This is a genomic window from Microbacterium sp. A8/3-1, from assembly GCF_040267695.1.
Lineage (GTDB): Bacteria > Actinomycetota > Actinomycetes > Actinomycetales > Microbacteriaceae > Microbacterium > Microbacterium luteolum.
In genome coordinates, this window is sequence record NZ_CP158357.1 from 1396585 (window position 1) to 1422059 (window position 25475).

A 25475-nucleotide genomic window follows, 5' to 3' on the forward strand; every position below is an offset into this window, starting at 1 on the left:
TTACGCTGAAAGACTTCCGCGATCTCTCGCACTTCCCCCTCATCTCGTCGCCCAGGAGGCCGTCTATGTCTGCCGTCGATACCGGCTCCATCCCGACCACCCGCACGCCCGCGTCCGGCGAGATCTCTCGCACCGACATGCGTGTCATCTGGCTGCTGCTCGTCGCCGCCTTCGTCGCCATCCTCAACGAGACGACGATGGGCATCGCGATCCCGCACCTGAACACCGATCTCGGCATCCCGCCGGAGCTCGGTCAGTGGCTGACCAGCGCCTTCATGCTGACCATGGCCGTCGTCATCCCGACGACAGGGTTCATCCTCCAGCGCTTCACGACCCGCCAGGTGTTCATCGCGGCGATGGTCGCGTTCTCGCTCGGCACGCTCGTGGCCCTGGTCGCGCCCGGATTCAGCGTGCTGCTGGTCGGCCGCGTCATCCAGGCCGCGGGAACCGGCATCATGATGCCCCTGCTGATGACCACCATCATGAACGTCGTGCCGCCGCAGTCGCGCGGCCGCATGATGGGCCGCGTCGGCATGGTCATCTCCCTCGCACCCGCGATCGGCCCGACGCTCGCCGGCGCCGTGCTCGAGGCGTTCAACTGGCGTGCGCTGTTCGCGATCGTCCTGCCCATCGCCCTCATCGCCCTCGGCATGGGCGTCAAGTGGATGACGAACCTCGGCGAGACGCGTCGCGTCCCGCTCGACGTGCTGTCCATCCCGCTCGCGGCGCTCGGCTTCGGCGGCATCGTGTTCGGCCTCAGCCAGTTCGGCGGAGAGGGCGGCTCCGGTGAGACGACCGGCATCATCGCCCTCGTCGTCGGCGCCGTGACGCTCGGCCTGTTCGTCTGGCGTCAGCTCCTGCTGCAGCGCATCGACGACGCACTGCTCGATCTGCGGGTGTTCCGCGCCGGCAACTTCACGTTCGCGGTCATCATCATGACGATCCTCGCGCTGTCGATGTTCGGAACGCTCACCCTGCTGCCGCAGTACCTGCAGAACGTCGCGGGACTCAATGCGCTGCAGTCCGGGCTGATCCTGCTGCCGGGCTCGGTGCTCATGGGTCTGCTCGGTCCGGTGATGGGTCGCGTCTACGACTCGCGTGGCACGCGCCCGCTGCTGATCCCCGGGACCATCCTGGTGTCGGCCGCGCTGTTCTACTACTCGACGGTCGGCGAGCACACCGTGTGGTGGGTGCTCATCATCGTGCAGGCCGCGATGTCGGTCGGACTGGCGATGTCGTTCACCCCGCTGTTCTCCGCCTCGCTGGGTTCGCTGCAGCGCTCGCTGTACTCGCACGGCTCCGCCGTGCTGAACACGCTGCAGCAGGTCGGCGGCGCCGCAGGCGTCGCTCTGCTGACGGTGACGTACTCCGCGATCCTGCACGCGGGAGAGAGCGAAGGCCTCTCCACGGCGACCGCCGGTGCACCCGGGGCGCGCATGGCGTTCCTGATCGCGGCGATCATCTCCCTGGCCGCTGTGGCGCTGAGCCCGTTCGTGCGCAAGCCCGCCGATGACGCGGGCGAGGGCTTCCACGGCGGTCACTGACCGGCACGGATCGCACTCGGTGGCGTCTGCCCGCTACTGCGTCTTCGGCGCAGGGAAGTGGCAGACGCCACCGCTGCAATAACCGGCGGCATCGGCCTCGAGCAGGTTCAGGGCACCCGCGAGCGGCGGCGGCGCCAGAGGCGCATCCTGCTCTGCGGTGTCCTGCTGCGTCTTCTTCATCCTTCGATGGTACGCCTGCCGGAAGCAACCGGCGCCGTCCGCCTCTTCCCTGCCTGATACGCCCGGCGTATCGTTCGCTGTGATGCCGGGCGCGTGCGCGCTCCGGTGCCCGCAGCGAAGGAGCCGCCATGATCATCAGCACGCCGGGAGAGGCCGAGGCAGCGGGCCATGTCGCCGAGATGTATGCGGGCGACATCGACGACGACGGCTTCGTCTTCGCGCACACTCGCGCGATGGCTGTGAATCCCGACGCGCATGCCGCGTTCGAGGATCTGATCGGCGCGATCGTGCCGTCGATCGGCATCCGCGTGTACGAGGCCGCCACGCTCGGCGCGGCGCGGGCCATCGGCTCCACCCACTGCCTCCTCGCGCACGGCCGCAAGTCGTTGCGAGCCGACGTCCTCGACGAGAACGCCCTCGAAGCCTTCGCGGCGGGAGACGACGCCGGATTCACCCCCGCCGAGCAGGTGGTCGTCGGGTATGCCGCGCAGCTGTCGAACGACCCCGCTTCGATGACGGATGCCGACACGCAGGCCCTGCGCGACGTGGGCTACTCGGACCGGCAGATCGTGGACATCACTCTCACGGCGGCGGCGCGGAACTTCTTCAGCCGCGCCCTGCTCGCCCTCGCCGTGCCGGTCGACGAGGTCCCCGGACTGAATCCGACCATCGCCGCCGCGCTGACGCGCTCGGACGCCGCCGTCCGCTCGCAGCCGACAGGGGATGGATAGCCGCTCTCCCTTACGGTTGAGCCATGCTCAAACGACTCCTCGCCCGCTTGTTCTGGGCGCTCAGCCGCTGGACGCTCACAAGCGAAGGCGCACCGACGCGCCCGACGGTGCTGGTGGGCGCACCGCACACGTCCAACTGGGACTTCGTCCTGATGCTCGCCATCGCCTGGCGCCTCGGCATCGACGTGCACTGGCTCGGGAAGAAGAGCCTCTTCCGCGGGTGGCGGGGTCCGATCATGCGTGGGCTCGGCGGCATCCCCGTCGATCGAGCCGACCCGGCGCGCGTGGTGAAGGAGGTCGTCGGCCAGGTGCACGCCGGCACGGTCTTCGGGCTCGTCGTGACGCCGGACGGGACCCGCGGCGGCAACGAGTACTGGAAGTCCGGTTTCTACCGCATCGCCCGAGAGACGGGGATGCCGGTGACCCTCGGCTTCGTCGACCGCACGACCATGACCACGGGTCTCGGACCGACGATCGACCTCACGGGTGATGTGGCAGCCGACATGGAGCGCATCCGGGCGTTCTACGCCGACAAGGCCGGCGTGCGCCCCGAGCGACGGACCGAGCCGCGACTGCGCGAGGAGAACCCGGCGGCGTCGCCGGACGCCGACTGACGAACGGCCCGCTCCGGTCAGTCCTTCGACCCGGTGTGCGCCCGCGCGTAGGCGAGATCCTCGGCGGAGAGCTGCTCCACCATCCCGACGACGGCTCCGGTGATCTCGCGGATCTCCTCCCGGACCGTCTCAGCGAGGCGGTGCGAGTCGTTGTCGAGCACGGACTGCTGGGCATCGGGCGACAGCTCCGACCACCAGTCGTCGATCGGGGGAAGCGTCATCATTCCTTCTTTCGGAGGGGCAGGGCAACGGGCTGGACATCACCGGATCACCGGCACGACACTGAGATCATGACAGTGGATCTGCCCCCTGACGAGCCCGACATCGACGATCGGGCCGACGGTCGCGACGAGACGCGCAACGAGAGGGCCGACCGGAACTGGCTCGAGCTCCTACAGGAGCTGCGCGTCATGCAGACCGGCACGCAGATCCTCACCGGCTTCCTGCTCGCCGTGGCGTTCCAGCCGCGCTTCACCGACATGGATGAACTCCAGCGCGACCTCTATGTCATCCTGGTCGCTCTCGCAGCGGTCGCGACGATTCTCGCGCTCGCTCCGGTGGGCATGCACCGCGCACTGTTCGGGCACCATCGCAAGCCCGACCTGGTGCGGATCGCCGCGCGCATCGTGCGGATCGACCTCGCCGTGATCGGCGCGCTGACCATCGGCGTGACCACGTTGATCGTCGACTTCACGGTCAACCGCACCGCGGGTATCGTCGCGCTCGTGGCCGCGCTCGTGCTGGTCGTGGCGCTGTGGCTGGCGTTGCCGCGGCTGATGCGCGGGCGTCCCCGCTCCGTCGAGACCGTCGAGGACTGACTCCGCGCACCGCGATCAGCGGCCGGCAGGGCTCCGGTTCTCCGCGCTGACCATCCAGGCGAACTGCTCCAAGCGCTCGATCACCGCGTGCAGGATGTCAGCCGATGTCGGGTCGGCCTCATCCACGTCGTCGTGCACATCGCGCATCGTCGAGACGACGGCTTCGAGACGGACGGTGATCAGGTCGATCGTCTCCGACGTGGAGACCTCTCCCGCCGGGAACTCGGGCAGGGATGTCGTGGCCGACACCGTGACGCTGCGCCCGTCCGGCACGGCGTGCAGCGCGCGCATGCGCTCGGCGACCGTGTCGCTGAAGGCACGCGCGTCGTCGATGATCTCGTCGAGCTGTCGATGCGTGTCGCGGAAGTTGCGTCCGACGACGTTCCAGTGCGCCTGCTTGCCCTGCGTCGCGAGCTCCAGCAGGTCGACGAGCACGGACTGCAGGTTCGCCGCCAGATCCGGCGTGGCGGTGAAGCCCTTCTCGGCGTTCTGCCGTCGCGTGGTCTTCGCTCCGCCCTTCGTGCTGCCGGTGGTCTTCTTGGTCGTCTTCGTCTCAGCCATGGTGCGACGCTAGCGGGGGCGGAACCGAGCGCCGAGGGGGTTGACAGCGATATGCGTCCCCCTCGAATGTGGCGGAGGACAGAGAGGCGGACCGGGTGGAGAACGACCAGCAGGAGCGATCGCAGATCGAGATCAGCTCGATTCAGGACAGCGATGCGGGCGAGGTGCTGACGGTGCAGCGAGCGGCCTTCGTCTCGGAGGCAGCGATCTACGGCAGCGTCGACATGCCGCCGTTGACGCAGACGCTCGCCGAGCTGGAAGCCGAGCTGCGCACGGAATCCGGCTTCGTCGCGCGGATCGATGGACGCCTCGTCGGCGCGATCCGATTCGTCGAGCGCGATGGCCTGCTCCTGATCGGACGGATCGCGATCGCCCCCGACATGCAGGGCGAGGGAATCGGACGGATGCTGCTCGAGGCCGCCGAGGAGTCCTCTGATGCCGACGTGGCCGAGCTCTTCACCGGCAGCCTCAGCGAGGCGAACCTGCGGCTGTACGAATCGTGCGGATACGAGGAGCACGAGCGGATTCCGGACGGCGACGGGACCGCGCAGGTGTTCCTGCGGAAGCGGCTCGGACCTTGAGAGCCTCCTGGCAATCCCGGCAAGGGGGTTGAGCCGACGGACGAGGTCCGGCATCGTGGCCCGGACGTGTCGCGACCGCGGCATGCCCCAACCGGAAGGAGAGTCTCGTGCTCACCCTCACCGACAACGCCACCGCTATCGTCTCCACCCTCGTGAGTCGTCAGAGCGAAGCCCCGGATGCCGGTCTGCGCATCCACTCCACCGCCACCCCCGGAGCGGACGGCGGAGCCCGCCTGGCCGTCCTCGTGACCGCCGACCCTGAGCCGCAGGACCAGGTCGTGGAGATCTCCGGCACCCGCCTCTTCCTCGATGAGGAGGCCGCGACCGCGCTCGACGACAAGGTGCTCGACGCCGGCGTCGACGACGAGGGCGCCGTGTCCTTCGCCGTGATGCCGAAGGTCGCCTGACCGACAGGATTCCGGATGCCGCGGCCCTCTCGGGGGTCGCGGCATCCGTCGTCTTCCGGCAGCGGGACTGCACGGCGACGCCGCTCACGTCGGGGACCGGTATATAGCATCGAGGCAGGAGAACTCGCCCCGCCCGTGCCGTTTAGCATCGAGGCATGAGAACTCGCGCGCCCCGTCTCCTGCTCCTCTCCACGTTGGCGGTCCTCGCCGTCGTCGCGACCGGATGCACGCCGACCGCACCGCAGCCCAGCGGCTCGCCGGGTTCGGCTGTGCCCTCGCCGTCCGCGTCCGCCACGTCGTCGGCAGCGAACGCTCTGGTGACCATCGACGGTCTCTCGATCGATGACGGTCCGCTGATCGAGTACACCGACCACGAGGCTGTCCTCGCCGCCCTCGGCGATATCGTGGGCCCCGTACCTGCGGCGCAAGGGCCGGACCAGTACGGGTTCACGTCGTACGACTGGGACGGCGCCGTGCGCCTGAACGTTCCCGAATCGGGCCGCGCCGGGCTCTGGGTCGGGAGCGCCGATACACCCGGCGTCGTGTTCACCGTCGCCGACGATATCGGCATCGGCGCGACGCGCGAAGCAGCTCTGGCGGCCGGGGCCGAAGAGCTGCCGTTGGACGATGATGGCGACGGCGTGAACGACTACCTCGCGGTCGGCACACGCGAGGTCCCGGGCACCACGTCGCTCGTCCGGCCGGGCGAAGTCGGAATCGAGTACGTGATGCTCGCCCTCGACGGCGACACCGTGTCGAAGATCTTCGGACTCGCCAACGACTTCAGCGACCTCTGAGAGGTCAGTGCAGGCCTGCCACCAGGTTGATGATGGTGGCGAGGATCACCGTGCCGAAGAGGTAGGCGACAACCGTCTGAGCGATGACGACGCGGCGGATGGCATTGGTCGTGACGTTGGTGTCGGCGACCTGATACGTCATGCCGAGGCCGAGTGAGAAGTAGAGGAAATCCGTGTACTGCGGTGGCTCATCCTGATTGAAGTCGATGCCGCCGTTCGGCTCGGAGTAGTACATCCGCGCGTAGCGCAGCACGTAGTCGACCTGGATGAGCAGCCAGGAGGTCGCGACGCTCACGACCGCGATGCCGGCGAGGACGTATTCCTCCGCACCGGGAGCGTTCTGGGCCTGGATGATCACGCTCAGGACCGCGGCGAGGCTCACCAGGCTCCCGATGACCGAGATCAGGCGGGCCACCCGTCGACCGGGCGCCTCGATCGTCGCGTGCTCCCGCGTCTCGGTCGGCCCCATCGGCCAGACGACGCGAAGCACCCAGATGACGTTGACGAGGGCGAAGACTCCCCAGCCGGCGAGGAGACCCGGGGCCGGCCCGAGGACGAACGCCACGGCGACTCCCGCGATGCCGCCGAGGATGATCGAGACCAGGGCACGCAGGCGCACACCCTTCCGCACGGCGTTTGCACTCATCCTCGGATGCTATCCGCCGAAACCCCGGGGTCGTCCCACTAGAGCTCGGTCACCTGACCGGATTCGACACGCCATCGACGATCGGTGTGCACCGTTGCGAGCATCCGCCGGTCGTGCGTGACCAGCAGCAGCGTTCCCTCGTACGATTCAAGCGCCTGCTCGAGCTGCTCGATCGCCGCGAGATCGAGGTGGTTCGTCGGCTCGTCGAGAACCAGCACGTTGGTGCCGCGGGCCTGCAGCAGGGCGAGTCCCGCGCGGGTGCGCTCCCCCGGTGACAGGTCGTCGACGGGACGCCCCACGTGGTCGGCCCTGAGCCCGAACTTGGCGAGAAGCGTGCGCACCTCGCCGCTGGCCATCTCCGGCACGAGTTCCTCGAAGGCGACCGCCAGCGGCTGGGGACCGGCCAGCAGCGAGCGTGCCTGATCGATCTCGCCGATCTGCACGCTCGCTCCGAGGCTCGCGGTTCCCTCATCCGGATGCTGCTGCCCGAGCAGTGCGCGAAGGAGAGTCGACTTGCCCGCGCCGTTGGGACCCGTGATGCCGATGCGCTCCCCCGCGTTCACCTGCAGCGACACCGGGCCCAGAGCGAAGGAACCCTGCCGGTAGACCGCGGAGCTCAGCGTCGAGACGACCGAACTGGACCGCGGCGCCGCGGCGATGGTGAACTCGAGCTGCCACTCCTTGCGGGGCTCTTCGACCTCTTCGAGCCGCGCGATCCGGCTCTCCATCTGTCGCACCTTCTGCGCCTGCTTCTCGCTGGACTCCGTCGACGCCTTGCGTCTGATCTTGTCGTTGTCCGGCGCCTTCTTCATCGCGTTGCGAACGCCCTGGCTGGACCATTCCCGCTGCGTCCTGGCACGACCGATGAGGTCGGCCTTCTTCTCGGCGAACTCGTCGTACTTCTCGCGCTGGTGGCGGCGCACCGTCGCCCGCTCCTCGAGATAGGCGTCGTAGCCACCGCCGAACACGCGATTGGAGCCCTGCGCCAGGTCGAGCTCCAGCACCCGGGTCACGCAGCGTGCGAGGAACTCGCGATCATGGCTGACCAGCACCACGCCGCCACGCAGCCCGCGCACGAAGCCCTCCAGCCGCTCGAGACCATCGAGATCGAGATCATTGGTCGGCTCGTCGAGCAGCGCGATGTCGAAACGCGAGAGAAGCAGTGCCGCCAGCCCGACACGAGCCGCCTGACCGCCGGAGAGCGACGTCATCAGGACCCCGTCGGCGTCGCCGCCGAGTTCGAGACCCAGGTCGGCGAGCACCGCCGGTAGTCGCTCGTCCAGGTCCGCAGCGCCGCTGGCCAGCCACCGGTCGAGGGCCGTCGAATACGCGTCCGCGGGGTCGATGCCCGGGGCAGCGAGCGACGGGTCGCCGAGCGCGGCCGCGGCGGCATCCATCGCTGTGGTCGCTGCGGCGCATCCCGTGCGACGGGAGATGTACGCGGCGATCGTCTCACCCGGGACGCGGTCGTGCTCCTGGGGCAGCCATCCGACGAAGGCATCCGACGGAGCCAGGGCGATCGTGCCCGCCTGCGGTTCGTCGAGGCCGGCGAGCAGACGGAGGAGCGTCGACTTCCCCGCGCCGTTCGCACCGACCACTCCGACGACGTCTCCCGGCGCGACCGTCAGATCGAGCGAGTCGAAGAGGATGCGATGGCCGTATCCTCCGGCCAGGCCCTGGGCCACGAGTGTTGCGGTCATGACTCAATCCTGTCATCGAGCGGATGCCGGTTCGCACGCGATCCGCCTCGGCCCGACTGCGGGCCTCAGTCGGAGTGGTGCCCGCTGTGGTCTTCCAGGTCCGGCTTCGCCCGCAGAGCGTCGGCGATCTCCTCTTCCGGCCGCGGTGCGATCGTCTCGTCGTCCTCGAGTTCGGGGATGGTCGCCTCACCCGGGCCGGGGATGTGTTCGTGCGAGGAGTGGTCGTTGTGGTCGGACACGGCGAACCCTTCGATCGGCGGCATGCTCAGCGTACGCCGACATCCCGATCGAAGACGCGTACGCTGAAGACCGGCCGCGATTCCCGCGGGAAAGGACTGCTCCCCCGTGAAACTCACTCAACTTCGGCGTTTCGTCGCCGTCGCCGAGACGCTGCATTTCCCCCGGGCGGCAGAATCCCTCGACGTGTCGCTGCAGGCTGTCTACTCCTCGATCGAGCAGCTCGAGGAGGAGGTCGGACATCCGCTCTTCACGCGCGGAGGCGACACGCGCCTGACGAAGGCCGGCGAGCTTCTGCTCGACGAGGCACGAGAGCGGATCGCCGCGGCGCCGGCACCGAGCGCGAAGCCGGTCGTACCGGCGGGCGGCAAGGCCAAGGCCTCGAAGGGCAAGGGCCGAGCCCCTGTGGTGAAGGGGCAGCCGAAGCCGTACAAGAAGCGCCAGGGGCGCTAGTTCCGCGGAGCCGCCGGGGTCAGCAGGTCGGCGGCGTCGTGCGTGGCGACCGCGAAGCTCTGTCCGGGGTACCGAAGCCCCGAGAAGTACATGTTGGTGTGCGCGACGATCTGCTCCCCCGAGATCAGCACGCCGTCCCAGTCCGTGTCGACCGTGGTGTGCGCGTCTCCCACGAGGGTGACGTCGTACCCCTCCGCCGCCGCGCGCTGGAGCGTGGTGCGCACGCAGAAATCCGACTGCGCGCCGGCCACGACGAGGTGCGTGACCGCGAGACGGTCGAGCGTCTCGCGCAGGTCCGTCTCGGCGAAGGCATCGCGATAGCTCTTCCGGACCAGCGGTTCTCCGTCGTGACGAGCCAGGGGTGGCGCGAGGTCCCAGTCGGGCGTTCCGACGCCGACCGGATCGTGGTGCACCCACACGACCGGCACATCGGCGACGCGGGCGCGCTCGACAAGAGTGGCGGTGCGAGCGAGCATGCCGTGTTCGTCGAAGCAGCCGGGCATCACCCCGACCTGCGCGTCGATGATCACGACAGCGGTACGGGGAGTCTGTGCAGGTGCCTGTGCGCCGGTCGAAGCCATCTCAGTCCCAGTCGAGGTATTCCTCGATGTTCACCGCGGTCTCGATCGGGTGCGTCATCGGGAACAGGTGGTCACCGCCGGTGATGGTCTTCACGCTCGCGCGCTCGGGCACGGTCGACTGCAGACGCTCGCCGGTGGCCGGCGGAGTGGTGGTGTCGTCGGAGCCCTGGATGATGAGCACGGGGATCACCGGTGCGACGGGGATCTCGTTCTCCTCCACGCCGAGCAGGAGCAGGCCGTTGACGCGCTCGTGGTGGGATGCGGCGAGCGCACGTGCGATGGTGCCTCCGAAGCCGTGACCGCCGACCCAGGTGTCGGTGAGGCCGACGTGGTCGATCACCGCGAGGACATCGTCGACGCGGTCCTCGAGCGAGATGTCGGCGTCGCCGCCGCGGTAGCCGATCCGCAGCACGTGGAATCCGGCTTCCTCGGCGAGGTAGTGCCCGACGACGCCCAGGACGTCGGCGGCCAGACCCTGCTCCTGGATCAGCACGAGCTTGACGGGACCATCGCCCTCGTCAACGAAGGGAACGGCGCGGCCGTCGGGCTCGAAAGTCTGGGTGTCGGTCATCGGCGTCAGTCTCCTCGTGCCGTCGGTGTCGGAAGCGCAGGCGGAACGAACTCGGCGGACGCCTGCGGCCGGACCGCGGCTCACGCCGCCTCCCACCAGCGTAGCTAGTCCCGGTCGCGCTCGGGACCCTCGCCGGCGATCACTGAGAGAGCGGCGAAGTAGCGCCGGCCGATCTCGACGGCCGTGATCGACCTCAAACGGTATCCCAACGACTCGGGGTGCCATGTGGCGTCGGGCCGCACGCCGTGGAAGTACACGAATCGGCCAATGATCTCGTCCAGGATCCCGATCCATAGGCTGTCGCGCTCCCTCTCCTGCTGTATTCCCAAGAGTTGTCCGCTGTGCCCGAGCCCATTGAGCACACCGACCGTCGAGTCGAGATCGAGCAGATCCGAACAAACCGGCGGCCAGTCCGACAAGGTTTGTGCGAAGGTCGCCGCCACCGACTCGTCATCCGTGACCCGCTTCACGTCCTTCACCCGGAATGCGACGAACCCGTCGAAGTAGCCTCCGTCGACGACCCGCGCCATGAGCGCCCACTTTGCGCCGACCTGCACTACGAGACCGTCGAGACGTCCGGCATGCTTCGGACGGCGTTCGATCCGCACGAGCTTCTGCGCATCGGCAGCCCGAAACAGACCCTCGCGCGACTTCTTGGAAGGCACGAATTTGCTCCTCGAGGTCGGACCGCGGGCTCAGCCGGGCTGCCCCGGGCCGAACGACTGCCCGTTGAGTGCGGAGAAGAACAGGGTGAACCACACGATGAAGAAGATCAGCTGCGCCAGGGCGCCCAGGACTCCGATCACCATCGCCCAGCGAGCGAGCCCCGCCCCCGATTCGAGGTTGCCGGGCGCGCGCAACTGCCGCAGGGCGAACACTCCGAGAATGAGTCCGGCGACGGGGATCACGAACGCGGCGATGAAGCCGACGAGGGACAGGGTGTTCGTGCGCGGTGCAGTGGTTGCCGTTGTCATCGGGACCTTCCGAGGCTACGTGTCGCCGGGTGTGCCCATCGCGACGAATCGACTATGGAGACATCCTGGCAGTGCGTCGCCTCTTTCCGCATGCGCGAATCGCTACGAGACACACCACGGGTCGAGCAGGTCGACCCCGGTGTGAGCGAAGTCTTTGACATTGCGTGTCGCGCACGTCGCCTCATGGGCGAGGCAGATGGCAGCGATCTGGGCATCAGCCGTGCTAATCGGGCTCCCCGCCGCCTCTCGCGCGAGAAGGACTCTCGCGTAGTGAGCTGCGGAGGCGTCATCGAAGGCCAGGATGGAACGGGTACCGCGAAAGGGCTCGATCGCCGCGTCGACGCGAGCGGTCAGCTCCGTCTTCCGACGGCCGTCCGGGAGCCGTTCCAGGCCCGCCAACAGCTCAGCCAACGTCACCGCAGTGATGGAGACTTCATCGGTGCACGCCTCGAGCCAGGCGACGACCCGTTCATTCGGCGCGGATCGGAAGACCTCCGAGATGACGTTCGTGTCGAGGACGATCACTCGAAGTCCGCAGCCCGCGCGATGTCATCGCGCTTCGGAATCTCCAGGTCATCCGCAACACCCCATTGCTGGGCGGCGTGCATGAGCGCCAGCCCGATGTGCGGTCTCCGAGCGGCCCTGGTCAGAATCTCACGGACCTCAGCCTCCATGGAACGTCCATGGCTCCTCGCCTGCGCGGCGAGTTGCACTTTGACCGACTCATCGAGTCCACGAACAATGATCGATGCCACGAAACGACCACCTCCTTGCCTGATATCACGCACGATAGCACGCGGCGCGGAGGATCTGTTTCCCATGCGTCGAGCCTGCACGCGCGCACGCCATCATGTGAGCAGATTCGAGCGATTGTGGACGACTCTCAGAGACGCGCTGAGAGTGCAGAGCAGGTGAGGCGAGTATGCGGGTTCACCCGAAGCAGTCCACGCCCACGGGGGCCACGACCACGCAGTCGTGCTTGGCCGGGTCGTAGTACTCGACGCCATCGGGCAGGACCGGACCGGGCTCGCCGAAGTGCGCGCGATAGTCGTTCGGGCACCCCTCGGTGCCACCGCACTCGAAGCCGTCCGGGTATATGAGCCACGGAACGGATGCGAGTGCCCCCTCCGGTAGCTCCGTGCGGTATTCCGGGAGCGGTGTGGGGGCAGGCGTCGGCCAGGGAGGTGCCGCCTGCGGCGCTGTCGTGTCGGCGCACCCTGCAAGCGCGCCGGTCGCGAGCAGGAGAGCGGCGAGGGTCGTGGTGAGCGTGGCAGCGCGGCGCATGAGGACATGTTCGCAGATGAACGCTCACACCTGGAGGGCCCCGGCAGAACCCGCGCGTCGTCCGCATGAGTACGCTACCCGTACGGTGGCCGATTCCGACGGCTGCCATCGCATCGACCGCGAACCGAACTCTGGAGACGAGATTGACGGAGACATACTCGATCCAAGCCCGGTTCGAATCGACCCTCGGCACCGCACGCGCCGACGAACTGCTGGCCAAGCTCGACAACTACTCGAATCAGCCGAACGCCGTCGCAGGCGCGGCGAAGAGACCGAGCGACCCAGAGATCGAAGCGAAGGCGCATGCGGCGTTCGCAGCGGCGACCCCCGAAGAAGTCGATCTGGAACTCGACTCGATCGGCATGTGGGGCCTCCTGACGCTCGCAGCCCGAGCCGACGTCACGATCCTCGACAGTCTCCCCGCATCGCGTGCAGACAGCCCGAAGGTGGCCTCGATCCGGCGTGCGGCCGCGAAGCATCGGAAGGGTCTCTGACAGACGCCGAAGGGCGCCCCTGACTCGCCGATCCGGATGGGCTAGTTGTTGAAGCGGAAGTCGACCGCGTTCCGGTTCATCGCGTCTGCTCTCCACCGAGGACTGTGGCGCTCCGACCTCTTGTGAGTCGGGAGACGATGGACCACACCGGTGCGATCAACAGTGCGACGATGCCACTGAGCGGGTAGACACCGCCGATAGGGAGCCCACCACTCTTCAATTCCAACCTGAGGACATCGGCCATCTGCAAGTCCCAGACCGCCCGCACCAGGAACCAGCTGCCGACGATCGCACCCCAAAGCCAGACCGCGCCGCGGATCGTCGTCGAGACGGGCGGTCGTCCCTGACGCCGAAGGACCGACGCCCGCCAAAGCGCGACGACAAGCACGCCGACCGCGAACAGCATCCACCCGACGGTCCAGCCCCATGGCCGCGTGTCCATGATCGCGTTGGCGCGAGTCAATGTAAGTCCGTAGGCGGCGGGTGTCCTCATTGCGCCGAACAGGCCGATTCCGACTGCGAGAAGGGTCACGGCAATGAACGCGACCAGCGTCCTCGCCTGCGTCGAGGCCACTCGCATCAGCACTGAAGCACAACTCCACCACGTTCCGCCACCGAAAAACCTCATGACTGGCGAGTCAGGCGGTCCTCGTCCGCTGGTGCGATAAGCATGCCCTCGTGGGTCACGGTTACGCCGAGAGTCTTGCCTCGCTTGTCGAGAAACATGACGTCGACGTCACCAAGTTCTGTCCACTGTTTGTCACTCGCAGCTTCAGGGAAGAAGCAACCAAGGCTTTCAATCGCGCGAACGATGTCGCGGTCGTACGCGTAGCTACGCTTCACTGCGGTCGGGCGCCCCCTCCTGTAGTGCCAGTTGTCTGGCCCAACACCAACCGTTCTCACCGAATCGAGGTGCGCCAATAGTTCGAGCAGCGGGTGCCGTGCGTCGCCGTTATTGAAGACGAACTCGATGCGGGCGGTCTCCGGTCGCATCGCCTGCATCCACGCAGACTGCTCAGCGAACGAAGGAGCGGTCATCCGCCCAACCTAGCAAAGAGGGGTGAAGTTCCGCCCCCGAAGCACTAGACCCATCCCACCCAGCAAAGCGATCTCGCGAGACGTCATAGCGGAACGTGACTACACGCTGAACTGGAACTCCACCACGTCGCGCTTTGAAGTCTCAGCGTCTCCAGTAGGTCGGACGCCACCAGTACAACGCAGTGAAGTCATCTGGCATCGGCGTTGCAGAAAACTCCTTCTCGTAGTCGTCTCGACTCGTATCGAGCAACCGCCAGCCCGAATCCAGGGCGTCGGAGGAACGTGGTGGTCGGGTATGCGAGGAAAGCTGAAGGTCCGATGAGCCGTGCGCCTGAAACGTTGCCTGCGCTTCGACGAGGGACGGGTGGTTCGCTCCGCCCCTTAATTCGGGATATCTCAACTGAACGGCATCGTCCTCCCACCAGCACACGTCACAGATCTCGTAGGAGCCAGGTGGCCCACTCAGTGTGAGATAGCCGCAACACGCACAGGGGTACATCACCTCAGCCCTACCTGCTTCAACCAGCTCAGTTGTTGAAGCGGAACTCCACGACGTCGCCGTCCTTCATGACGTAGTCCTTGCCCTCGAGGCGCGCCTTGCCCTTGGCGCGGGCCTCGACGACGGAACCCGTCTCGACGAGGTCATCGAACGAGACGATCTCGGCCTTGATGAAGCCCTTCTCGAAGTCGGTGTGGATGACACCGGCGGCCTGCGGCGCCTTCGACCCCTTGGGGATCGTCCAGGCGCGAGCTTCCTTAGGACCTGCGGTGAGGTAGGTCTGCAGGCCCAGGGTGTCGAAGCCGATGCGTGCGAGCTGGTCGAGGCCCGACTCGTCCTGGCCGGTCGATGCCAGCAGTTCCGCGGCATCCTCCGGGTCGAGGTCGATCAGTTCGGACTCGATCTTAGCGTCGAGGAAGATGGCCTTCGCGGGCGCGACGAGAGCGGCGAGCTCGGCCTTGCGCGCGGCATCCGTCAGCACGCCCTCATCGACGTTGAAGACGAAGATGACGGGCTTCGCGGTGAGCAGTCCGAGTTCGCGGATCGGCGCCAGGTCGATGCCGGCGACCGACAGCAGCACACCGCGCTCCAGAGCATCCTTCGCGGCGATCGCGGTCTCGAGCACGACGGGCTCGATCTTCTTGCCGCGAACTTCCTTCTCGAACCGGCTGATCGCCTTCTCGACCGTCTCGAGGTCGGCGAGCATGAGCTCCGCGTTGATCGTCTCCATGTCGGATGCCGGGTTCACGGCACCGTCCACGTGCACCACGTCGTCGTCGGCGAATCCGCGCACGACCTGGGCGATCGCATCCGCCTCGCGGATGTTCGCCAGGAACTTGTTGCCCAGCCCCTCGCCCTCGCTCGCACCGCGCACGATGCCGGCGATGTCGACGAACGACACCGCGGCGGGGAGGATGCGCTCGCTGCCGAAGATCTCCGCGAGCGTGTCGAGACGCGGGTCGGGCAGGTTCACCACGCCGACGTTCGGCTCGATCGTCGCGAACGGATAGTTCGCCGCGAGCACGTCGTTCTTGGTGAGTGCGTTGAAGAGGGTGGACTTGCCGACGTTGGGCAGGCCGACGATGCCGATAGTGAGAGCCACGGAGGACGAGTCTACCGGTCGGTCCCGCGCGACCCTGCGTCGCCAGGACAGGCAGACGCGTGGAATCAGGCGGATGCCGACGCAATCGGCCTGATTTCGCGTGATCGCCTGATTCCGCGTGCGCGATCCTGCGTCGTCAGTCGCGCACCGCGCGGAACGCCCTCGTCACGTAGGGAAGATCGATCGTGTCGTCACCGTGGAGGCCGAGCTCGTCGAACAGGGCGTCCATGTCGCGCCGGATGCGCGCCTTCTCATCGTCGGATGCCGTGATCACATAGCTGCGCGACGACGCCATGGCGTGCAGCAGCTCCCGCGTGATGGGCCGCACCCACTCCCACCGCTGCTGGGCAAGCGGACCGAACGGCGCCGCGACGACAGGGTCACCCGCGGCGAGCATCATCTCGGCATTGCTGCCGTGCATGATCTCCGAGAGCCGTCGCACCCAGTCCACGCGCTCGTCGCGGATGTTCCAGATGAGCCCGAGCACTCCCCCGCGACGGACGACACGGCCGATCTCGACGGATGCCGCGATCGGCTCCACCCAGTGCCACGCCTGGCCCAGCACGACCGCGTCGACGCTGTCATCCGGGAGCGGGAGCCGCTCGGCCGTGCCGACGAACGCGGGGACCCCGGGAACCGCCGTGCGCAGGGTCGCGAGCATCTCGGGGTCGGGATCGACCGCGACGACCTCGGCGTCCGGCGCACCGAGCAGCGTACGGGTGAGCTTTCCCGTCCCCGCACCCACATCGGCGATGCGGCGCGAACCGTGCGGGAGGGCATCGAGCATCCAGGCGACGGCTGCGAAGGGGTACTCCGGTCGGCCGACCTCATAGCTGTGGGCCTGCACGCCGAAGGATGTCGCCTGCTCTTCCGTCATGTCGCCAGCCTACGGCGAGCCTGCGATCGGACGCCGACGTCGGGAGGGAGAGTGGACCCGTGCCACTGGACTTCACTGCGATCGACTTCGAAACCGCGAACTCCAGCCCCGCCTCCGCCTGTTCCGTCGGACTCGTCCGCGTGCGCGGCGGCGAAGTCGTCGCCACCGCCGGCTGGCTCATCCAGCCCCCGCCCGGACACGACGAGTTCCAGGAGTGGAACGTGCGCATCCACGGCATCCAGCCGCAGGACGTGCTCTCGGCCGCCACCTGGGTGGAGCAGTTCGACCGGCTGTGTGCCTTCGCCGGTGCCGACGTGCTGGTCGCGCACAACGCGGGATTCGATCTCAACGTGCTGCGCCGGGCGGCGGAGGCCACCGATATGTCCTGCCCGCCGTACCGCTCGCTCTGCAGCCTGCAGGTCGCGCGCAAGACCTACCAGCTCGACTCCTACCGCCTGCCGGTGGCCGCGGCCGCCGCGGGGTTCGCCGAGTTCTCGCACCACGACGCCCTGGCCGACGCCCGCGCCTGCGCGCAGATCGTGATCGACGCCGCCCGTCGTCACGGCGCGACCGACGTTTTCGCGCTCGCCGATGCACTCAGCCTGCGCGTGACGTCGCCCGCGGCTCCTGCTCTGGAGCGCGCCGTCGCCTGACGAGCATCGCCGCGCCTGAGCGGGGCGCCCTGGGAATGTCGGATGCCGGCCGCATCATGAGACACATGGATGCTCTCTCGCTCGTTCTCGTCCTCGCCGCACTCGCGGCGGGTGTCGCCGTGGGCTGGTTCCTGCGCGCAGGACGAGGGGCTGCCGACCTGGCACGGGCCGAGGCCGAGCTGGCCGCCGCGCGCGACGACCGCGATCGCCAATACGACCTCTACCGCGACGCCGTCGAGCATTCCCGCACGGAGCAGCGCGCCGAGGCGTTGCGCGTGCAGCAGCAGAATGCCGTGCTCACAGCCCTCGCCCCCGTGCGCGAGAGCCTGCAGCAGATGCAGTCGAAGGTCACGGCGATCGAGCAGGAGCGGCAGGCCCAGTTCGGCTCCCTCGCCGAGCAGCTGCGGCGCGCGCAGGAGTCCGACGAGGCGCTGCGGGCGACGACCGAATCCCTGGCCAGTGCCCTGCGCTCCACCGCGACACGCGGCGTCTGGGGAGAGACGCAGCTGCGTCGGGTGGTCGAGGCCGCCGGCCTCACTCGGCATGTCGACTTCGACCTGCAGTCCACGATCTCGTCCGACCGCGGCACCGGCCGTCCCGACATGGTCGTGCGCCTGGCCGGCGGCACGTCGATCGCCGTCGACGCCAAGGTCCCGCTCGATGCGTATCTCGAGGCGTCCGCGCTTCCCGCCGGAGACGCCCACGAGCCGCAGCGACGTGCGCACATGCAGCGGCACGTCAAAGCCGTGCGCGCCCACGTCGACGCCCTCGCGAAGAAGGCCTACTGGTCGGGTCTCGATGCCAGCCCCGAGTTCGTGATCTGCTTCCTGCCGAGCGAGTCCCTCCTCGCGGCGGCGATCGACGAGGATCCCACGTTGCTCGACTACGCCTTCAGCCGGCGCGTCGCGCTGGCCTCCCCCGTCAACCTGTGGGCGGTCCTGAAGACGGTGGCGTATGCCTGGACCCAGCAGGAGGTGTCGACCGAGGCGCGGACCCTGCTCAATCTCGGCACCCAGCTCTACGAGCGACTCGGCACTCTCTCGGGGCACGCCGACGACCTGCGTCGAGCGCTGGAGCGCACGGTCGACAGCTACAACAAGTTCGCCGGCTCCCTCGAGACCCGTGTCCTCGTGACGGCGAGGCAGTTCCCCGGCGTCGACGCCTCGGGCCTCCCTGCAGCGCCGGCGGTCACCGCGGGCGTCACGCGACGGTTCACCGCGCCGGAACTCGTCGGCATCGACGACGAGGAATCAGACGGTGCGGTGCGCGCAGACGTGGGCGAGGTGCGCGCACGTCTCGACGACGTGTGAGTCAGGCCGCGCCCGGAACGCCGCTCAGCAGCACGATGACGAGGCCGCTGGTGGCGAGGAAGGCCCCGATCATCCACCAGGCGCTGATCTCATGACCTTCGTCGAGACGCTTGCGGAAGAGCACGTCGGCGCGGCGGGCCGGGTCACTGACCGAGGTCTGGGGTGGAGCAGTCGGGGCTGGCGCGATCACCTCGGCGTCGGCGCTCACCCGGAGGATGCGCCCCGTGTTCGTCGTGATGATCTTCGTCGGGGCGGCCTTCGAGCCACTCGTGTGCTGCGTTGTCATCTGTTCGCCCTCCTGTGCCCGCGGTGCCTGGCGGCTCCGTCGACGGCGACAAACCCAGGGTCAATTGTGACACGGCGCTCCGAGTAACCGCGGATCACGACGTCTCGACCGGGTACCGGGTCGGTAACGATGAGGCTGTCCAGAAAGCCCGCCGGTCACTCACCGACGGGCGCATACGGCCGCTGCGAGCCTCTCAGAGCCACTTGGAGACGAGGTGCTCCGACGCGATGCGGCGAAGGGTTCCCGACGCTCCGCGGAGCACCACGCTCTCCGTGTAGACGAAGCCGCGCTCCCGGCGCACACCCGCGACGAGCTGCCCGTCCGTGACGCCGGTCGCGACGAAGATGGTGTTCTTGCCCTGAACCAGGTCGTCGGCCTCGTAGACCTTGTCCATGTCGAGACCGGCGTCGATCCCGCGCTGACGCTCGTCATCGTCGCGAGGCCAGAGAATCCCCTGGATGTGCCCGCCGAGCGCCTTGATCGCGCATGCGGTGACGATGCCCTCCGGGCTGCCGCCGACGCCCACGCACATGTCGGTGCGCGCGTCGTGCCGAGCGGCGTTGATCCCGCCGGCCACGTCACCGTCGCTCATCAGACGCGTGCCGGCACCGGCATCGCGGATCTCCTGGATCAGCTTCTCGTGACGCGGACGATTCAGCACCGAGACGACGATCTCGTCGACCGGCTTGTCGAGCGCGCCCGCGAGCTTGCGGATGTTCTCGCCGATGGGCAGACGGATGTCGACAACGCCGACACCCGCAGGCCCGGTCACGAGCTTGTCCATGTAGAACACGGATGACGCGTCGAGCATCGTGCCGCGGTCGGACACCGCGATCACGGAGAGCGCGTTCTGCCGACCGGCGGCAGTGAGCGATGTGCCGTCGATGGGGTCGACGGCGATGTCGCACAGCGGTCCGCGACCGGTGCCGACGACCTCGCCGTTGAAGAGCATCGGGGCGTTGTCCTTCTCGCCTTCGCCGATGACGACCTTGCCCTGGAAGTCGACCGTTCCGAGGAACGCCCGCATCGCGTCGACCGCGGCACCGTCCGCCGCTTCCTTCGCGCCACGGCCGATGAACGGCACCGCGCGAATGGCCGCCGCCTCGGTGGAGCGGACGAGCTCCATCGCGAGGTTACGGTCGGGATGAAGAGGGCTCAGATCCGCTGTCAGACTCACCATGCGGTCAGCCTAGCCATCGTCCGTTGCGAAGCGCCCGGCTTTCGGCCGATTTCACGTGAAGGAATCGCGGTTCTTAACGTTCCGGCAGGAGTCCCGGCTCCCCCGCGCCCGGGGGCCTGCGGCATCCGCTCACGCACCCCGATAGAGTGACTGCTGTCCCGGCTTCACCTACCGCAGGAGTTCTCATGCCCGTCGCCACCCCGGATCAGTACGCCGAAATGCTCGACCGCGCGAAGGCCGGCGGCTTCGCGTACCCCGCTTTCAACGTCTCCAGCTCGCAGACGATCAACTCCGTCCTGCAGGGCCTCACCGAGGCCGGCTCCGACGGCATCATCCAGGTCACCACCGGCGGCGCCGACTACTTCGCCGGCCACACGGTCAAGGCCCGCGCCACCGGCGCACTCGCGTTCGCGCGCTACGCCACCGAGGTCGCCAAGAACTACCCGGTCACCGTCGCGCTGCACACCGACCACTGCCCCAAGGATGCGCTGGCCGGCTTCGTCGAGCCGCTCATCGCCGCCTCTGAGGAAGAGGTCAAGGCCGGACGCAACCCGATCTTCCAGTCCCACATGTGGGACGGCTCGGCTGTTCCCCTCGCAGAGAACATCGAGATCGCCAAGGATCTCCTCCCCCGCATGAAGGCCATCAACGCGATCCTCGAGGTCGAGATCGGCGTCGTCGGCGGCGAGGAAGACGGCGTCGCGCACGAGGGTTCGAACGATGCGCTGTACACGACCTTCGCCGATGTCGACCAGGCCGTGCAGGCGCTGGGTCTCGGTGAGCAGGGGCGCTACATCGCCGCCCTCACCTTCGGCAACGTCCACGGTGTCTACAAGCCGGGTGGCGTGAAGCTGCGTCCCGAGCTGCTGGGCGAGATCCAGCAGCAGGTCGCCGCGAAGTACAACACCGGCGCCAAGCCCCTCGACCTCGTCTTCCACGGCGGCTCCGGCTCGACCGACGACGAGATCGCCCTCGCGGTCGCCAACGGTGTCATCAAGATGAACATCGACACCGACACGCAGTACGCCTACACGCGTGCGATCGCCGACTACATGTTCAAGAACTACGACGGCGTCCTGAAGGTCGACGGCGAGGTCGGCAACAAGAAGCAGTACGACCCTCGCGCCTGGGGCAAGGTCGCGGAGACCGCGATGGCCGCCCGCGTCGTCGAGTCGACCCGCCAGCTCGGCTCTTACGGCCAGTCGAAGAGCTGACAACCGTCGCTGAGCGGCCCTCCGTGGGTCGCTGAGCGGCCCTCCGTGGGTCGCTGAGCCTGTCGAAGCGAAGGGGTGCCCGGCCGATCGGCCGAGCACCCCTTCTGCGTCGAGCGGCGGGATCAGCTCCCGCCCACGTTCCCGACGTAGGACATGAACGCGGGATCGCCGAACATCGGCACCGCGAGGCACATCGACGCGATCAGCATCGTCGCCACCGCGCCGACCAGCGGAATCCACCAGGCGACCTTCGCACTGCGGAGCCGCCGGATCGACGCCCACGCGGTGAGCGACCAGCCGACGACCAGCACGACCGCGGCGATGGTCCCCCACAGCTTGCCCTGGTCGTAGTTCGTGAACTCTCCCTCGATGCCGAGGATCTTCATGCTCTCGTTCATCACGCGCGTGAGGTCGAGGTAGGACAACGCCGTGACGATCACGTTGATGAGGCCGTAGGCCAGCAGCCCGATGGTCACGAACCGATCGACGGCATGGGGGCGGCGCGGAGCCGCATCCGCGACGACCGGCCCCGGTGCGGGGGTCGTGAAGACCGGCTCGGCCACGACCTCGCTCAGCGGCGGAAGACCCGCCGCTCTCCGCTGCTCCTCGGGGGTCGCGAGTTCGCCGTACTGAGGACGCTGATCGGTCATCCCGCCATGCTAATCGCCGTGGCTCGGAGCGGCTCACAGCAGGACACCGCCGAAAATGATGGCGGCCCCGGAGAATTGGGGACTCCTCGGGGCCGCGGACTCGGAACGCTGGGGACGCTCGTCATCCAAGTGGATTCACGCAGAGCTGGGGACCCTCCGCGAATCTGCAGGGCCGTTTGCACAGACGCCTACAGTTCTGATCATAGGAAGACCCTCGCCCCCGCGCTAGAGCGGAAACTTCAGATAGTGAACTCGACATCGGGCGTGCCCGCGTCCAGCGCATCGGCTCCGAGCTGGAGAGACAGCCTCCGCGCCACGCTCTGGAGACGGGAAACCAGTGCTCGATCCACGACGGCGAGCTCCGAGGGCAGCGAGATCGCCAGCGAGGCGGTGATGTTCGGAGCGATCACCGGCACGGCGACGCACGTCGCTCCGATGACGTATTCCTCCTGATCCACCACCCAGCCCGGAGAATGCTCGAGCTGCGTCAGCAGCGTGTGGCGATCGCTGATGGTGCGAGGCGTCAGCTCCTCCAGGCGGTGCCGCGCCAGGTAGTCGAGCCGGTGCTCGTCGGGAAGCTCCGCGAGGATCTGCTTGCCGAGGGCCGTGGCGTGGGCGCTGGACTGCAGGCCGACCCAGAGCTCGACCCGCGGATTGTGCACGGCGTCGACGATGTCGACGAGGTGCATCTCGCCGTCGTCGAAGCGAGACAGATAGGCGGTCGCGCCGACCTCCTCCGTCACCTTCCGCAGGGCGGAGCGCACGCGGGCGAGGAAGACCCCTCGCGAGTCGATCTCCTGCTGGAAGGACGGGAACCGGGTGCCGAGCACGAGGCCATCGGGCTCCGCGGACAGATATCCCTCGTGGATCAGAGTTCGGATGAGGTTGTACGTCGTGCCGGGGGTCAGCCCGGTGGCGGTGGCCAGCATCTTCGCCGGCAGCGGACGGGGCGAGTTCGCGACGATGTCGACGAGACGGAGTGCGCGCTGCACCGACCCGATGAGAGTCGGCTCGCCCTCCGTCGGGCTCACCGCTACGCGCCTCCTCCTGAGGCACGACCGCCGAGCGCCCGGGCGTCGCGCTGGCCGGTGGAGTCCTGGCGCAGCTCCTTGGGCAGAGAGAACATCAGATCCTCCTCAGCCGTCTTCACTTCTTCCACGTCGCGGTATCCGGCGTCACCGAGTGTATCGAGGACCTCGCGGACGAGCACTTCGGGAACGGATGCCCCACTCGTCACGCCGACGGTCTCCACGCCGTCGAGCCATTCCTGCTTGACCTCTTCGGCGTAGTCGACACGATACGCCGCCTTGGCGCCGTATTCGAGGGCGACTTCGACCAGGCGCACCGAGTTCGACGAGTTCGATGATCCGACGACGATGACGAGATCCGCGTTCGCCGCCACCTTCTTGATCGCCACCTGCCGGTTCTGGGTGGCGTAGCAGATGTCATCGGACGGCGGGTTCTGCAGATCGGGGAAGCGGAGGCGCAGGCGGTTGACCGTCTCCATGGTCTCGTCGACCGACAGCGTGGTCTGCGAGAGCCAGACGACCTTCGACGGGTCCTTCACCTGCACCGTGTCAGCCTCGGCCGGCGAGTTCACGATGGTCACGTGCTCGGGCGCCTCGCCCGCGGTGCCCTCGACCTCTTCGTGGCCCTCGTGACCGATCAGGAGGATCTCGAAGTCGTCCCGGGCGAACCTCACGGCCTCGCGGTGCACCTTCGTCACCAGCGGGCACGTCGCGTCGATCGCATGAAGGCCGCGATCGGATGCCGCGTTCACCACGGCCGGCGAGACGCCGTGCGCGCTGAAGACGACGTGGGCTCCGGCCGGGACCTCGTCGACCTCTTCGACGAAGATCGCGCCCTTCTCCTCGAGCTCGGTGACGACGTGGATGTTGTGCACGATCTGCTTGCGCACGTACACCGGTGCGCCGTAGCGCTCCAGCGCCTTCTCGACCGCGACCACGGCACGGTCGACACCCGCGCAGTAACCGCGGGGAGCGGCGAGCAGAATCCGCTTGTGTCCGACGATCGGGTTATCCTGAAGCCGCCCTGCCGCCGCGCGCACGCGTGGGATGCGGGGGACGGGGAGATGAACGGCAGTCGAAGTCACCCCATGATTCTACCGGCGTGTGCCTGTGGAAGGCCGGGATGCCGCCACACGACGCGACGGCACAGAACGGGAGCAGATGACAGTCTTCGAAGCGGCCGCGGGTCCGGGCGAGACGCCGCCGGCCGATGCCGTCGCCCCGCGGGACTCCACCTCCGACGCGCCCACCTCCGTCGCACGGTTGAACGCGACGATCCGCGACTTCATCGCACGCTGGAACACGGTGTGGGTGGAAGGCGAGATCACCTCGTGGAACGTGCGGGCCGGGAACATCTTCGCTCGCCTGAAGGACACTCAGTCCGACGCGCAGATCTCGATACGGATCTGGTCGAGCGTGCGCGGACGCATCCCGTCCGACCTCGGCGTCGGCGACCACGTGGTCGCGGCGGTGAAGGCCGACTACTTCGTCAAGTCCGGCGACTTCAGCTTCGCCGTCTCGGCGATGAAGCACGTGGGCCTCGGCGACCAGCTCGAGCGCCTGGAGAAGCTGCGGCTGCAGCTGCGCCAGGAGGGGCTTTTCGATGCCGCCCGCAAGAAGCGCCTGCCGTTCCTCCCACATGTCATCGGCCTGATCACCGGCGAGCGCTCCGACGCCGAGAAGGACGTGCACCGCAACGCCGAGCTGCGTTGGCCGCAGGTGCGATTCCGCACCGAATACGCGGCTGTGCAGGGCGACCGCTGCGTCCCCGACACCCTTGCGGCGCTCAAGCGCCTCGACGCCGATCCCGAGGTCGACGTCATCATCATCGCGCGCGGCGGCGGCGACCCGCAGACGCTCCTCGGGTTCAGCGACGAGCGGCTGGTGCGGGCCGTGGCCGCGGCATCCACTCCGATCGTCAGCGCGATCGGGCACGAGAACGACCACCCCCTGCTCGACGACGTCGCCGATCTGCGGGCATCTACCCCGACAGACGCCGCGAAGCGCGTCGTGCCCGATGTCGGCGAACAGCGCGCGCTCATCGCACAGCTGCGTTCTCGGGCGACCACCCGGCTCACCCAGCGCCTCTCCCACGACATCGCCCAGCTCGAGCAGCTGCGATCCCGCCCGGTCCTGCGATCCCCCGCGCCGATCATCGACGCCCGGTCTCAGGAGCTGTGGCTGCTGCTGTCGCGCGGCCGCGACACGATCGCCCGGCAGCTCGACACGGCCGGTCGACGCACCAGTGAGCTCCGCGCCTCCCTGCGAGCCCTGTCACCGGCCGCGACCCTGGCCCGCGGCTATGCGATCGCGCACCTCGAGGGCGGCGTGATCCTGCGCGACGCGGCGGATGCTCCGGCCGGGAGCGCTCTGACGATCACCGTCGATCGCGGCTCGCTCGCCGCGCGTTCGGAGGGCGAGATCGCCGAAGGTTCCTGAGCGGGGCACCGACGACGCACGCCGTA

36 protein-coding genes are annotated in these 25475 nt (G+C 68.0%); 13 read left to right on the forward strand and 23 right to left on the reverse strand.

The genetic code is table 11. The features are described 5' to 3' along the window. The first annotated feature begins 65 nt into the window (after positions 1 to 65). Entirely contained in the window at positions 66 to 1544 is a 1479-nt protein-coding gene (locus tag ABS642_RS06940) for an MDR family MFS transporter (RefSeq protein ID WP_350352738.1), read from the forward strand. Positions 1545 to 1577: 33 nt separating this feature from the next. On the opposite strand, the gene ABS642_RS06945 is transcribed toward ABS642_RS06940, so the two are convergent. Further along, positions 1578 to 1724: a hypothetical protein gene (locus ABS642_RS06945; protein WP_341945834.1), complete on the reverse strand. Its 147-nt coding sequence runs from the start codon at positions 1722 to 1724 to the stop codon at positions 1578 to 1580. A gap of 128 nt (positions 1725 to 1852) precedes the next feature. Here ABS642_RS06945 and ABS642_RS06950 point away from each other — a divergent pair, with 128 nt between their 5' ends. Both ABS642_RS06950 and ABS642_RS06955 read left to right on the forward strand, forming a co-directional pair. Continuing rightward, positions 1853 to 2455, forward strand: a complete 603-nt coding sequence (locus ABS642_RS06950; RefSeq protein WP_350352739.1) for a carboxymuconolactone decarboxylase family protein — start codon at positions 1853 to 1855, stop codon at positions 2453 to 2455. A gap of 23 nt (positions 2456 to 2478) precedes the next feature. Then, on the forward strand, positions 2479 to 3069 hold the full coding sequence (locus ABS642_RS06955; protein WP_350352740.1) for a 1-acyl-sn-glycerol-3-phosphate acyltransferase: 591 nt from the start codon (positions 2479 to 2481) through the stop codon (positions 3067 to 3069). Between the two features lie 17 nt (positions 3070 to 3086). On the opposite strand, the gene ABS642_RS06960 is transcribed toward ABS642_RS06955, so the two are convergent. After that, the gene (locus tag ABS642_RS06960) at positions 3087 to 3290 is read right to left on the reverse strand and encodes a hypothetical protein (RefSeq protein WP_350352741.1); all 204 of its coding nucleotides are present in this window, start codon (positions 3288 to 3290) and stop codon (positions 3087 to 3089) included. A 69-nt stretch (positions 3291 to 3359) separates the two neighbouring features. On the opposite strand from ABS642_RS06960, the gene ABS642_RS06965 reads away from it, so the two are divergent. Next, complete coding sequence (locus ABS642_RS06965) at positions 3360 to 3887, forward strand: DUF6328 family protein (RefSeq protein WP_350352742.1); 528 nt, start codon at positions 3360 to 3362, stop codon at positions 3885 to 3887. A 15-nt stretch (positions 3888 to 3902) separates the two neighbouring features. Here the strand turns inward: ABS642_RS06965 and ABS642_RS06970 are convergent, their stop codons facing one another. After that, on the reverse strand, positions 3903 to 4448 hold the full coding sequence (locus tag ABS642_RS06970) for a DNA starvation/stationary phase protection protein (protein ID WP_350352743.1): 546 nt from the start codon (positions 4446 to 4448) through the stop codon (positions 3903 to 3905). A gap of 95 nt (positions 4449 to 4543) precedes the next feature. Here ABS642_RS06970 and ABS642_RS06975 point away from each other — a divergent pair, with 95 nt between their 5' ends. The 3 genes from ABS642_RS06975 (at position 4544) to ABS642_RS06985 (ending at position 6233) form a co-directional block, all read left to right on the forward strand. Then, a complete protein-coding gene (locus tag ABS642_RS06975) occupies positions 4544 to 5029 on the forward strand; it encodes a GNAT family N-acetyltransferase (protein ID WP_350352744.1) in 486 nt (161 codons plus the stop codon). A 107-nt stretch (positions 5030 to 5136) separates the two neighbouring features. After that, a complete protein-coding gene (locus ABS642_RS06980; RefSeq protein WP_282213973.1) occupies positions 5137 to 5436 on the forward strand; it encodes a Fe-S cluster assembly protein HesB in 300 nt (99 codons plus the stop codon). 155 nt (positions 5437 to 5591) lie between these two features. After that, positions 5592 to 6233: a hypothetical protein gene (locus tag ABS642_RS06985; RefSeq protein WP_350352745.1), complete on the forward strand. Its 642-nt coding sequence runs from the start codon at positions 5592 to 5594 to the stop codon at positions 6231 to 6233. 4 nt (positions 6234 to 6237) lie between these two features. Here the strand turns inward: ABS642_RS06985 and ABS642_RS06990 are convergent, their stop codons facing one another. The 3 genes from ABS642_RS06990 to ABS642_RS07000 form a co-directional block, all read right to left on the reverse strand. Next, positions 6238 to 6879 (reverse strand): DUF1345 domain-containing protein, encoded by a 642-nt coding sequence (locus ABS642_RS06990; RefSeq protein WP_350352746.1) that lies wholly within the window; start codon positions 6877 to 6879, stop codon positions 6238 to 6240. 38 nt (positions 6880 to 6917) lie between these two features. Then, positions 6918 to 8579, reverse strand: coding sequence for an ABC-F family ATP-binding cassette domain-containing protein (locus ABS642_RS06995; protein WP_350352747.1), 1662 nt, complete (start codon positions 8577 to 8579; stop codon positions 6918 to 6920). A gap of 65 nt (positions 8580 to 8644) precedes the next feature. Then, a complete protein-coding gene (locus ABS642_RS07000; RefSeq protein WP_350352748.1) occupies positions 8645 to 8842 on the reverse strand; it encodes a hypothetical protein in 198 nt (65 codons plus the stop codon). 82 nt (positions 8843 to 8924) lie between these two features. Between ABS642_RS07000 and ABS642_RS07005 the strand changes: the two genes are divergently transcribed. Further along, complete coding sequence (locus ABS642_RS07005; protein WP_282213978.1) at positions 8925 to 9269, forward strand: LysR family transcriptional regulator; 345 nt, start codon at positions 8925 to 8927, stop codon at positions 9267 to 9269. On the opposite strand, the gene ABS642_RS07010 is transcribed toward ABS642_RS07005, so the two are convergent. The 7 genes from ABS642_RS07010 to ABS642_RS07040 all read right to left on the reverse strand — a co-directional run bounded on the left by ABS642_RS07010 (position 9266) and on the right by ABS642_RS07040 (position 12679). Further along, positions 9266 to 9850 carry an isochorismatase family protein gene (locus ABS642_RS07010; RefSeq protein ID WP_350352749.1) on the reverse strand — a complete coding sequence of 195 codons (585 nt, stop codon included), beginning with the start codon at positions 9848 to 9850 and terminating at the stop codon, positions 9266 to 9268. The two genes, ABS642_RS07005 and ABS642_RS07010, sit on opposite strands and share 4 nt — an antisense overlap. Before the next feature lies 1 nt (position 9851). Continuing rightward, entirely contained in the window at positions 9852 to 10421 is a 570-nt protein-coding gene (locus tag ABS642_RS07015) for an alpha/beta fold hydrolase (RefSeq protein ID WP_282213980.1), read from the reverse strand. A 104-nt stretch (positions 10422 to 10525) separates the two neighbouring features. Beyond that, positions 10526 to 11086 carry a hypothetical protein gene (locus ABS642_RS07020; protein WP_350352750.1) on the reverse strand — a complete coding sequence of 187 codons (561 nt, stop codon included), beginning with the start codon at positions 11084 to 11086 and terminating at the stop codon, positions 10526 to 10528. 30 nt (positions 11087 to 11116) lie between these two features. Further along, a complete protein-coding gene (locus ABS642_RS07025) occupies positions 11117 to 11395 on the reverse strand; it encodes a DUF4190 domain-containing protein (protein ID WP_282213981.1) in 279 nt (92 codons plus the stop codon). A gap of 102 nt (positions 11396 to 11497) precedes the next feature. After that, complete coding sequence (locus ABS642_RS07030) at positions 11498 to 11920, reverse strand: type II toxin-antitoxin system VapC family toxin (protein WP_350352751.1); 423 nt, start codon at positions 11918 to 11920, stop codon at positions 11498 to 11500. Then, positions 11917 to 12150: a toxin-antitoxin system gene (locus ABS642_RS07035; protein ID WP_282213983.1), complete on the reverse strand. Its 234-nt coding sequence runs from the start codon at positions 12148 to 12150 to the stop codon at positions 11917 to 11919. Before ABS642_RS07035 ends, ABS642_RS07030 begins: the two co-directional genes overlap by 4 nt. Positions 12151 to 12325: 175 nt before the next feature. Further along, positions 12326 to 12679 (reverse strand): hypothetical protein, encoded by a 354-nt coding sequence (locus ABS642_RS07040; protein ID WP_350352752.1) that lies wholly within the window; start codon positions 12677 to 12679, stop codon positions 12326 to 12328. Between the two features lie 143 nt (positions 12680 to 12822). Here ABS642_RS07040 and ABS642_RS07045 point away from each other — a divergent pair, with 143 nt between their 5' ends. Beyond that, on the forward strand, positions 12823 to 13173 hold the full coding sequence (locus ABS642_RS07045; RefSeq protein ID WP_350352753.1) for a hypothetical protein: 351 nt from the start codon (positions 12823 to 12825) through the stop codon (positions 13171 to 13173). 76 nt (positions 13174 to 13249) lie between these two features. Here the strand turns inward: ABS642_RS07045 and ABS642_RS07050 are convergent, their stop codons facing one another. The 5 genes from ABS642_RS07050 to ABS642_RS07070 all read right to left on the reverse strand — a co-directional run bounded on the left by ABS642_RS07050 (position 13250) and on the right by ABS642_RS07070 (position 16689). Continuing rightward, positions 13250 to 13747 (reverse strand): hypothetical protein, encoded by a 498-nt coding sequence (locus ABS642_RS07050; protein WP_350352754.1) that lies wholly within the window; start codon positions 13745 to 13747, stop codon positions 13250 to 13252. Positions 13748 to 13797: 50 nt separating this feature from the next. After that, positions 13798 to 14211: a hypothetical protein gene (locus ABS642_RS07055; protein WP_350352755.1), complete on the reverse strand. Its 414-nt coding sequence runs from the start codon at positions 14209 to 14211 to the stop codon at positions 13798 to 13800. 142 nt (positions 14212 to 14353) lie between these two features. Then, positions 14354 to 14710 (reverse strand): CPCC family cysteine-rich protein, encoded by a 357-nt coding sequence (locus tag ABS642_RS07060; protein ID WP_350352756.1) that lies wholly within the window; start codon positions 14708 to 14710, stop codon positions 14354 to 14356. Between the two features lie 28 nt (positions 14711 to 14738). Then, positions 14739 to 15812: a redox-regulated ATPase YchF gene (ychF, locus tag ABS642_RS07065; protein WP_350352757.1), complete on the reverse strand. Its 1074-nt coding sequence runs from the start codon at positions 15810 to 15812 to the stop codon at positions 14739 to 14741. A 136-nt stretch (positions 15813 to 15948) separates the two neighbouring features. Then, positions 15949 to 16689, reverse strand: a complete 741-nt coding sequence (locus ABS642_RS07070) for a class I SAM-dependent methyltransferase (RefSeq protein ID WP_350352758.1) — start codon at positions 16687 to 16689, stop codon at positions 15949 to 15951. Positions 16690 to 16748: 59 nt separating this feature from the next. Here ABS642_RS07070 and ABS642_RS07075 point away from each other — a divergent pair, with 59 nt between their 5' ends. After that, positions 16749 to 17342, forward strand: coding sequence for a 3'-5' exonuclease (locus ABS642_RS07075; RefSeq protein ID WP_282213992.1), 594 nt, complete (start codon positions 16749 to 16751; stop codon positions 17340 to 17342). 65 nt (positions 17343 to 17407) lie between these two features. Then, the gene (locus tag ABS642_RS07080) at positions 17408 to 18652 is read left to right on the forward strand and encodes a DNA recombination protein RmuC (RefSeq protein ID WP_350352759.1); all 1245 of its coding nucleotides are present in this window, start codon (positions 17408 to 17410) and stop codon (positions 18650 to 18652) included. A gap of 1 nt (position 18653) precedes the next feature. Here ABS642_RS07080 and ABS642_RS07085 read toward each other — a convergent pair whose 3' ends face one another. Together ABS642_RS07085 and glpX are read right to left on the reverse strand one after the other, a co-directional pair. After that, on the reverse strand, positions 18654 to 18938 hold the full coding sequence (locus tag ABS642_RS07085; RefSeq protein ID WP_350352760.1) for a hypothetical protein: 285 nt from the start codon (positions 18936 to 18938) through the stop codon (positions 18654 to 18656). A gap of 193 nt (positions 18939 to 19131) precedes the next feature. Continuing rightward, a complete protein-coding gene (glpX, locus tag ABS642_RS07090) occupies positions 19132 to 20118 on the reverse strand; it encodes a class II fructose-bisphosphatase (protein WP_282213995.1) in 987 nt (328 codons plus the stop codon). 185 nt (positions 20119 to 20303) lie between these two features. Between glpX and fbaA the strand changes: the two genes are divergently transcribed. Then, positions 20304 to 21332, forward strand: a complete 1029-nt coding sequence (gene fbaA / locus ABS642_RS07095) for a class II fructose-bisphosphate aldolase (protein ID WP_350352761.1) — start codon at positions 20304 to 20306, stop codon at positions 21330 to 21332. Positions 21333 to 21454: 122 nt separating this feature from the next. Here the strand turns inward: fbaA and ABS642_RS07100 are convergent, their stop codons facing one another. The 3 genes from ABS642_RS07100 to ABS642_RS07110 all read right to left on the reverse strand — a co-directional run bounded on the left by ABS642_RS07100 (position 21455) and on the right by ABS642_RS07110 (position 24095). Beyond that, positions 21455 to 21982 (reverse strand): DUF6264 family protein, encoded by a 528-nt coding sequence (locus ABS642_RS07100; RefSeq protein ID WP_350352762.1) that lies wholly within the window; start codon positions 21980 to 21982, stop codon positions 21455 to 21457. A gap of 239 nt (positions 21983 to 22221) precedes the next feature. Further along, entirely contained in the window at positions 22222 to 23013 is a 792-nt protein-coding gene (locus ABS642_RS07105) for an IclR family transcriptional regulator (protein ID WP_282213998.1), read from the reverse strand. A gap of 2 nt (positions 23014 to 23015) precedes the next feature. Beyond that, complete coding sequence (locus ABS642_RS07110; RefSeq protein ID WP_350352763.1) at positions 23016 to 24095, reverse strand: 4-hydroxy-3-methylbut-2-enyl diphosphate reductase; 1080 nt, start codon at positions 24093 to 24095, stop codon at positions 23016 to 23018. A gap of 76 nt (positions 24096 to 24171) precedes the next feature. Between ABS642_RS07110 and xseA the strand changes: the two genes are divergently transcribed. Further along, positions 24172 to 25449, forward strand: coding sequence for an exodeoxyribonuclease VII large subunit (xseA, locus tag ABS642_RS07115; RefSeq protein WP_282214000.1), 1278 nt, complete (start codon positions 24172 to 24174; stop codon positions 25447 to 25449). Positions 25450 to 25475: the final 26 nt, after the last annotated feature.

What these genes read in the sequence shown, in the direction of transcription:
- xseA (WP_282214000.1), top strand. Translation starts at nt 24,172, where the DNA reads ATGACAGTCTTCGAAGCGGCCGCGGGTCCGGGCGAGACGCCGCCGGCC.
- ABS642_RS07070 (WP_350352758.1), bottom strand. Translation starts at nt 16,689, where the DNA reads ATGACGGAAGAGCAGGCGACATCCTTCGGCGTGCAGGCCCACAGCTAT.
- ABS642_RS07080 (WP_350352759.1), top strand. Translation starts at nt 17,408, where the DNA reads ATGGATGCTCTCTCGCTCGTTCTCGTCCTCGCCGCACTCGCGGCGGGT.
- ABS642_RS07025 (WP_282213981.1), bottom strand. Translation starts at nt 11,395, where the DNA reads ATGACAACGGCAACCACTGCACCGCGCACGAACACCCTGTCCCTCGTC.
- ABS642_RS07010 (WP_350352749.1), bottom strand. Translation starts at nt 9,850, where the DNA reads ATGGCTTCGACCGGCGCACAGGCACCTGCACAGACTCCCCGTACCGCT.
- ABS642_RS06940 (WP_350352738.1), top strand. Translation starts at nt 66, where the DNA reads ATGTCTGCCGTCGATACCGGCTCCATCCCGACCACCCGCACGCCCGCG.
- ABS642_RS07100 (WP_350352762.1), bottom strand. Translation starts at nt 21,982, where the DNA reads ATGACCGATCAGCGTCCTCAGTACGGCGAACTCGCGACCCCCGAGGAG.
- ABS642_RS06970 (WP_350352743.1), bottom strand. Translation starts at nt 4,448, where the DNA reads ATGGCTGAGACGAAGACGACCAAGAAGACCACCGGCAGCACGAAGGGC.
- ABS642_RS07040 (WP_350352752.1), bottom strand. Translation starts at nt 12,679, where the DNA reads ATGCGCCGCGCTGCCACGCTCACCACGACCCTCGCCGCTCTCCTGCTC.
- ABS642_RS07015 (WP_282213980.1), bottom strand. Translation starts at nt 10,421, where the DNA reads ATGACCGACACCCAGACTTTCGAGCCCGACGGCCGCGCCGTTCCCTTC.
- ABS642_RS06950 (WP_350352739.1), top strand. Translation starts at nt 1,853, where the DNA reads ATGATCATCAGCACGCCGGGAGAGGCCGAGGCAGCGGGCCATGTCGCC.
- ABS642_RS07000 (WP_350352748.1), bottom strand. Translation starts at nt 8,842, where the DNA reads ATGCCGCCGATCGAAGGGTTCGCCGTGTCCGACCACAACGACCACTCC.
- ABS642_RS06985 (WP_350352745.1), top strand. Translation starts at nt 5,592, where the DNA reads ATGAGAACTCGCGCGCCCCGTCTCCTGCTCCTCTCCACGTTGGCGGTC.
- ABS642_RS07055 (WP_350352755.1), bottom strand. Translation starts at nt 14,211, where the DNA reads ATGACCGCTCCTTCGTTCGCTGAGCAGTCTGCGTGGATGCAGGCGATG.
- ABS642_RS07085 (WP_350352760.1), bottom strand. Translation starts at nt 18,938, where the DNA reads ATGACAACGCAGCACACGAGTGGCTCGAAGGCCGCCCCGACGAAGATC.
- ABS642_RS06955 (WP_350352740.1), top strand. Translation starts at nt 2,479, where the DNA reads ATGCTCAAACGACTCCTCGCCCGCTTGTTCTGGGCGCTCAGCCGCTGG.
- ABS642_RS07060 (WP_350352756.1), bottom strand. Translation starts at nt 14,710, where the DNA reads ATGTACCCCTGTGCGTGTTGCGGCTATCTCACACTGAGTGGGCCACCT.
- ABS642_RS06945 (WP_341945834.1), bottom strand. Translation starts at nt 1,724, where the DNA reads ATGAAGAAGACGCAGCAGGACACCGCAGAGCAGGATGCGCCTCTGGCG.
- ABS642_RS06995 (WP_350352747.1), bottom strand. Translation starts at nt 8,579, where the DNA reads ATGACCGCAACACTCGTGGCCCAGGGCCTGGCCGGAGGATACGGCCAT.
- ABS642_RS06960 (WP_350352741.1), bottom strand. Translation starts at nt 3,290, where the DNA reads ATGACGCTTCCCCCGATCGACGACTGGTGGTCGGAGCTGTCGCCCGAT.
- fbaA (WP_350352761.1), top strand. Translation starts at nt 20,304, where the DNA reads ATGCCCGTCGCCACCCCGGATCAGTACGCCGAAATGCTCGACCGCGCG.
- ABS642_RS06965 (WP_350352742.1), top strand. Translation starts at nt 3,360, where the DNA reads ATGACAGTGGATCTGCCCCCTGACGAGCCCGACATCGACGATCGGGCC.
- ABS642_RS06990 (WP_350352746.1), bottom strand. Translation starts at nt 6,879, where the DNA reads ATGAGTGCAAACGCCGTGCGGAAGGGTGTGCGCCTGCGTGCCCTGGTC.
- glpX (WP_282213995.1), bottom strand. Translation starts at nt 20,118, where the DNA reads ATGGTGAGTCTGACAGCGGATCTGAGCCCTCTTCATCCCGACCGTAAC.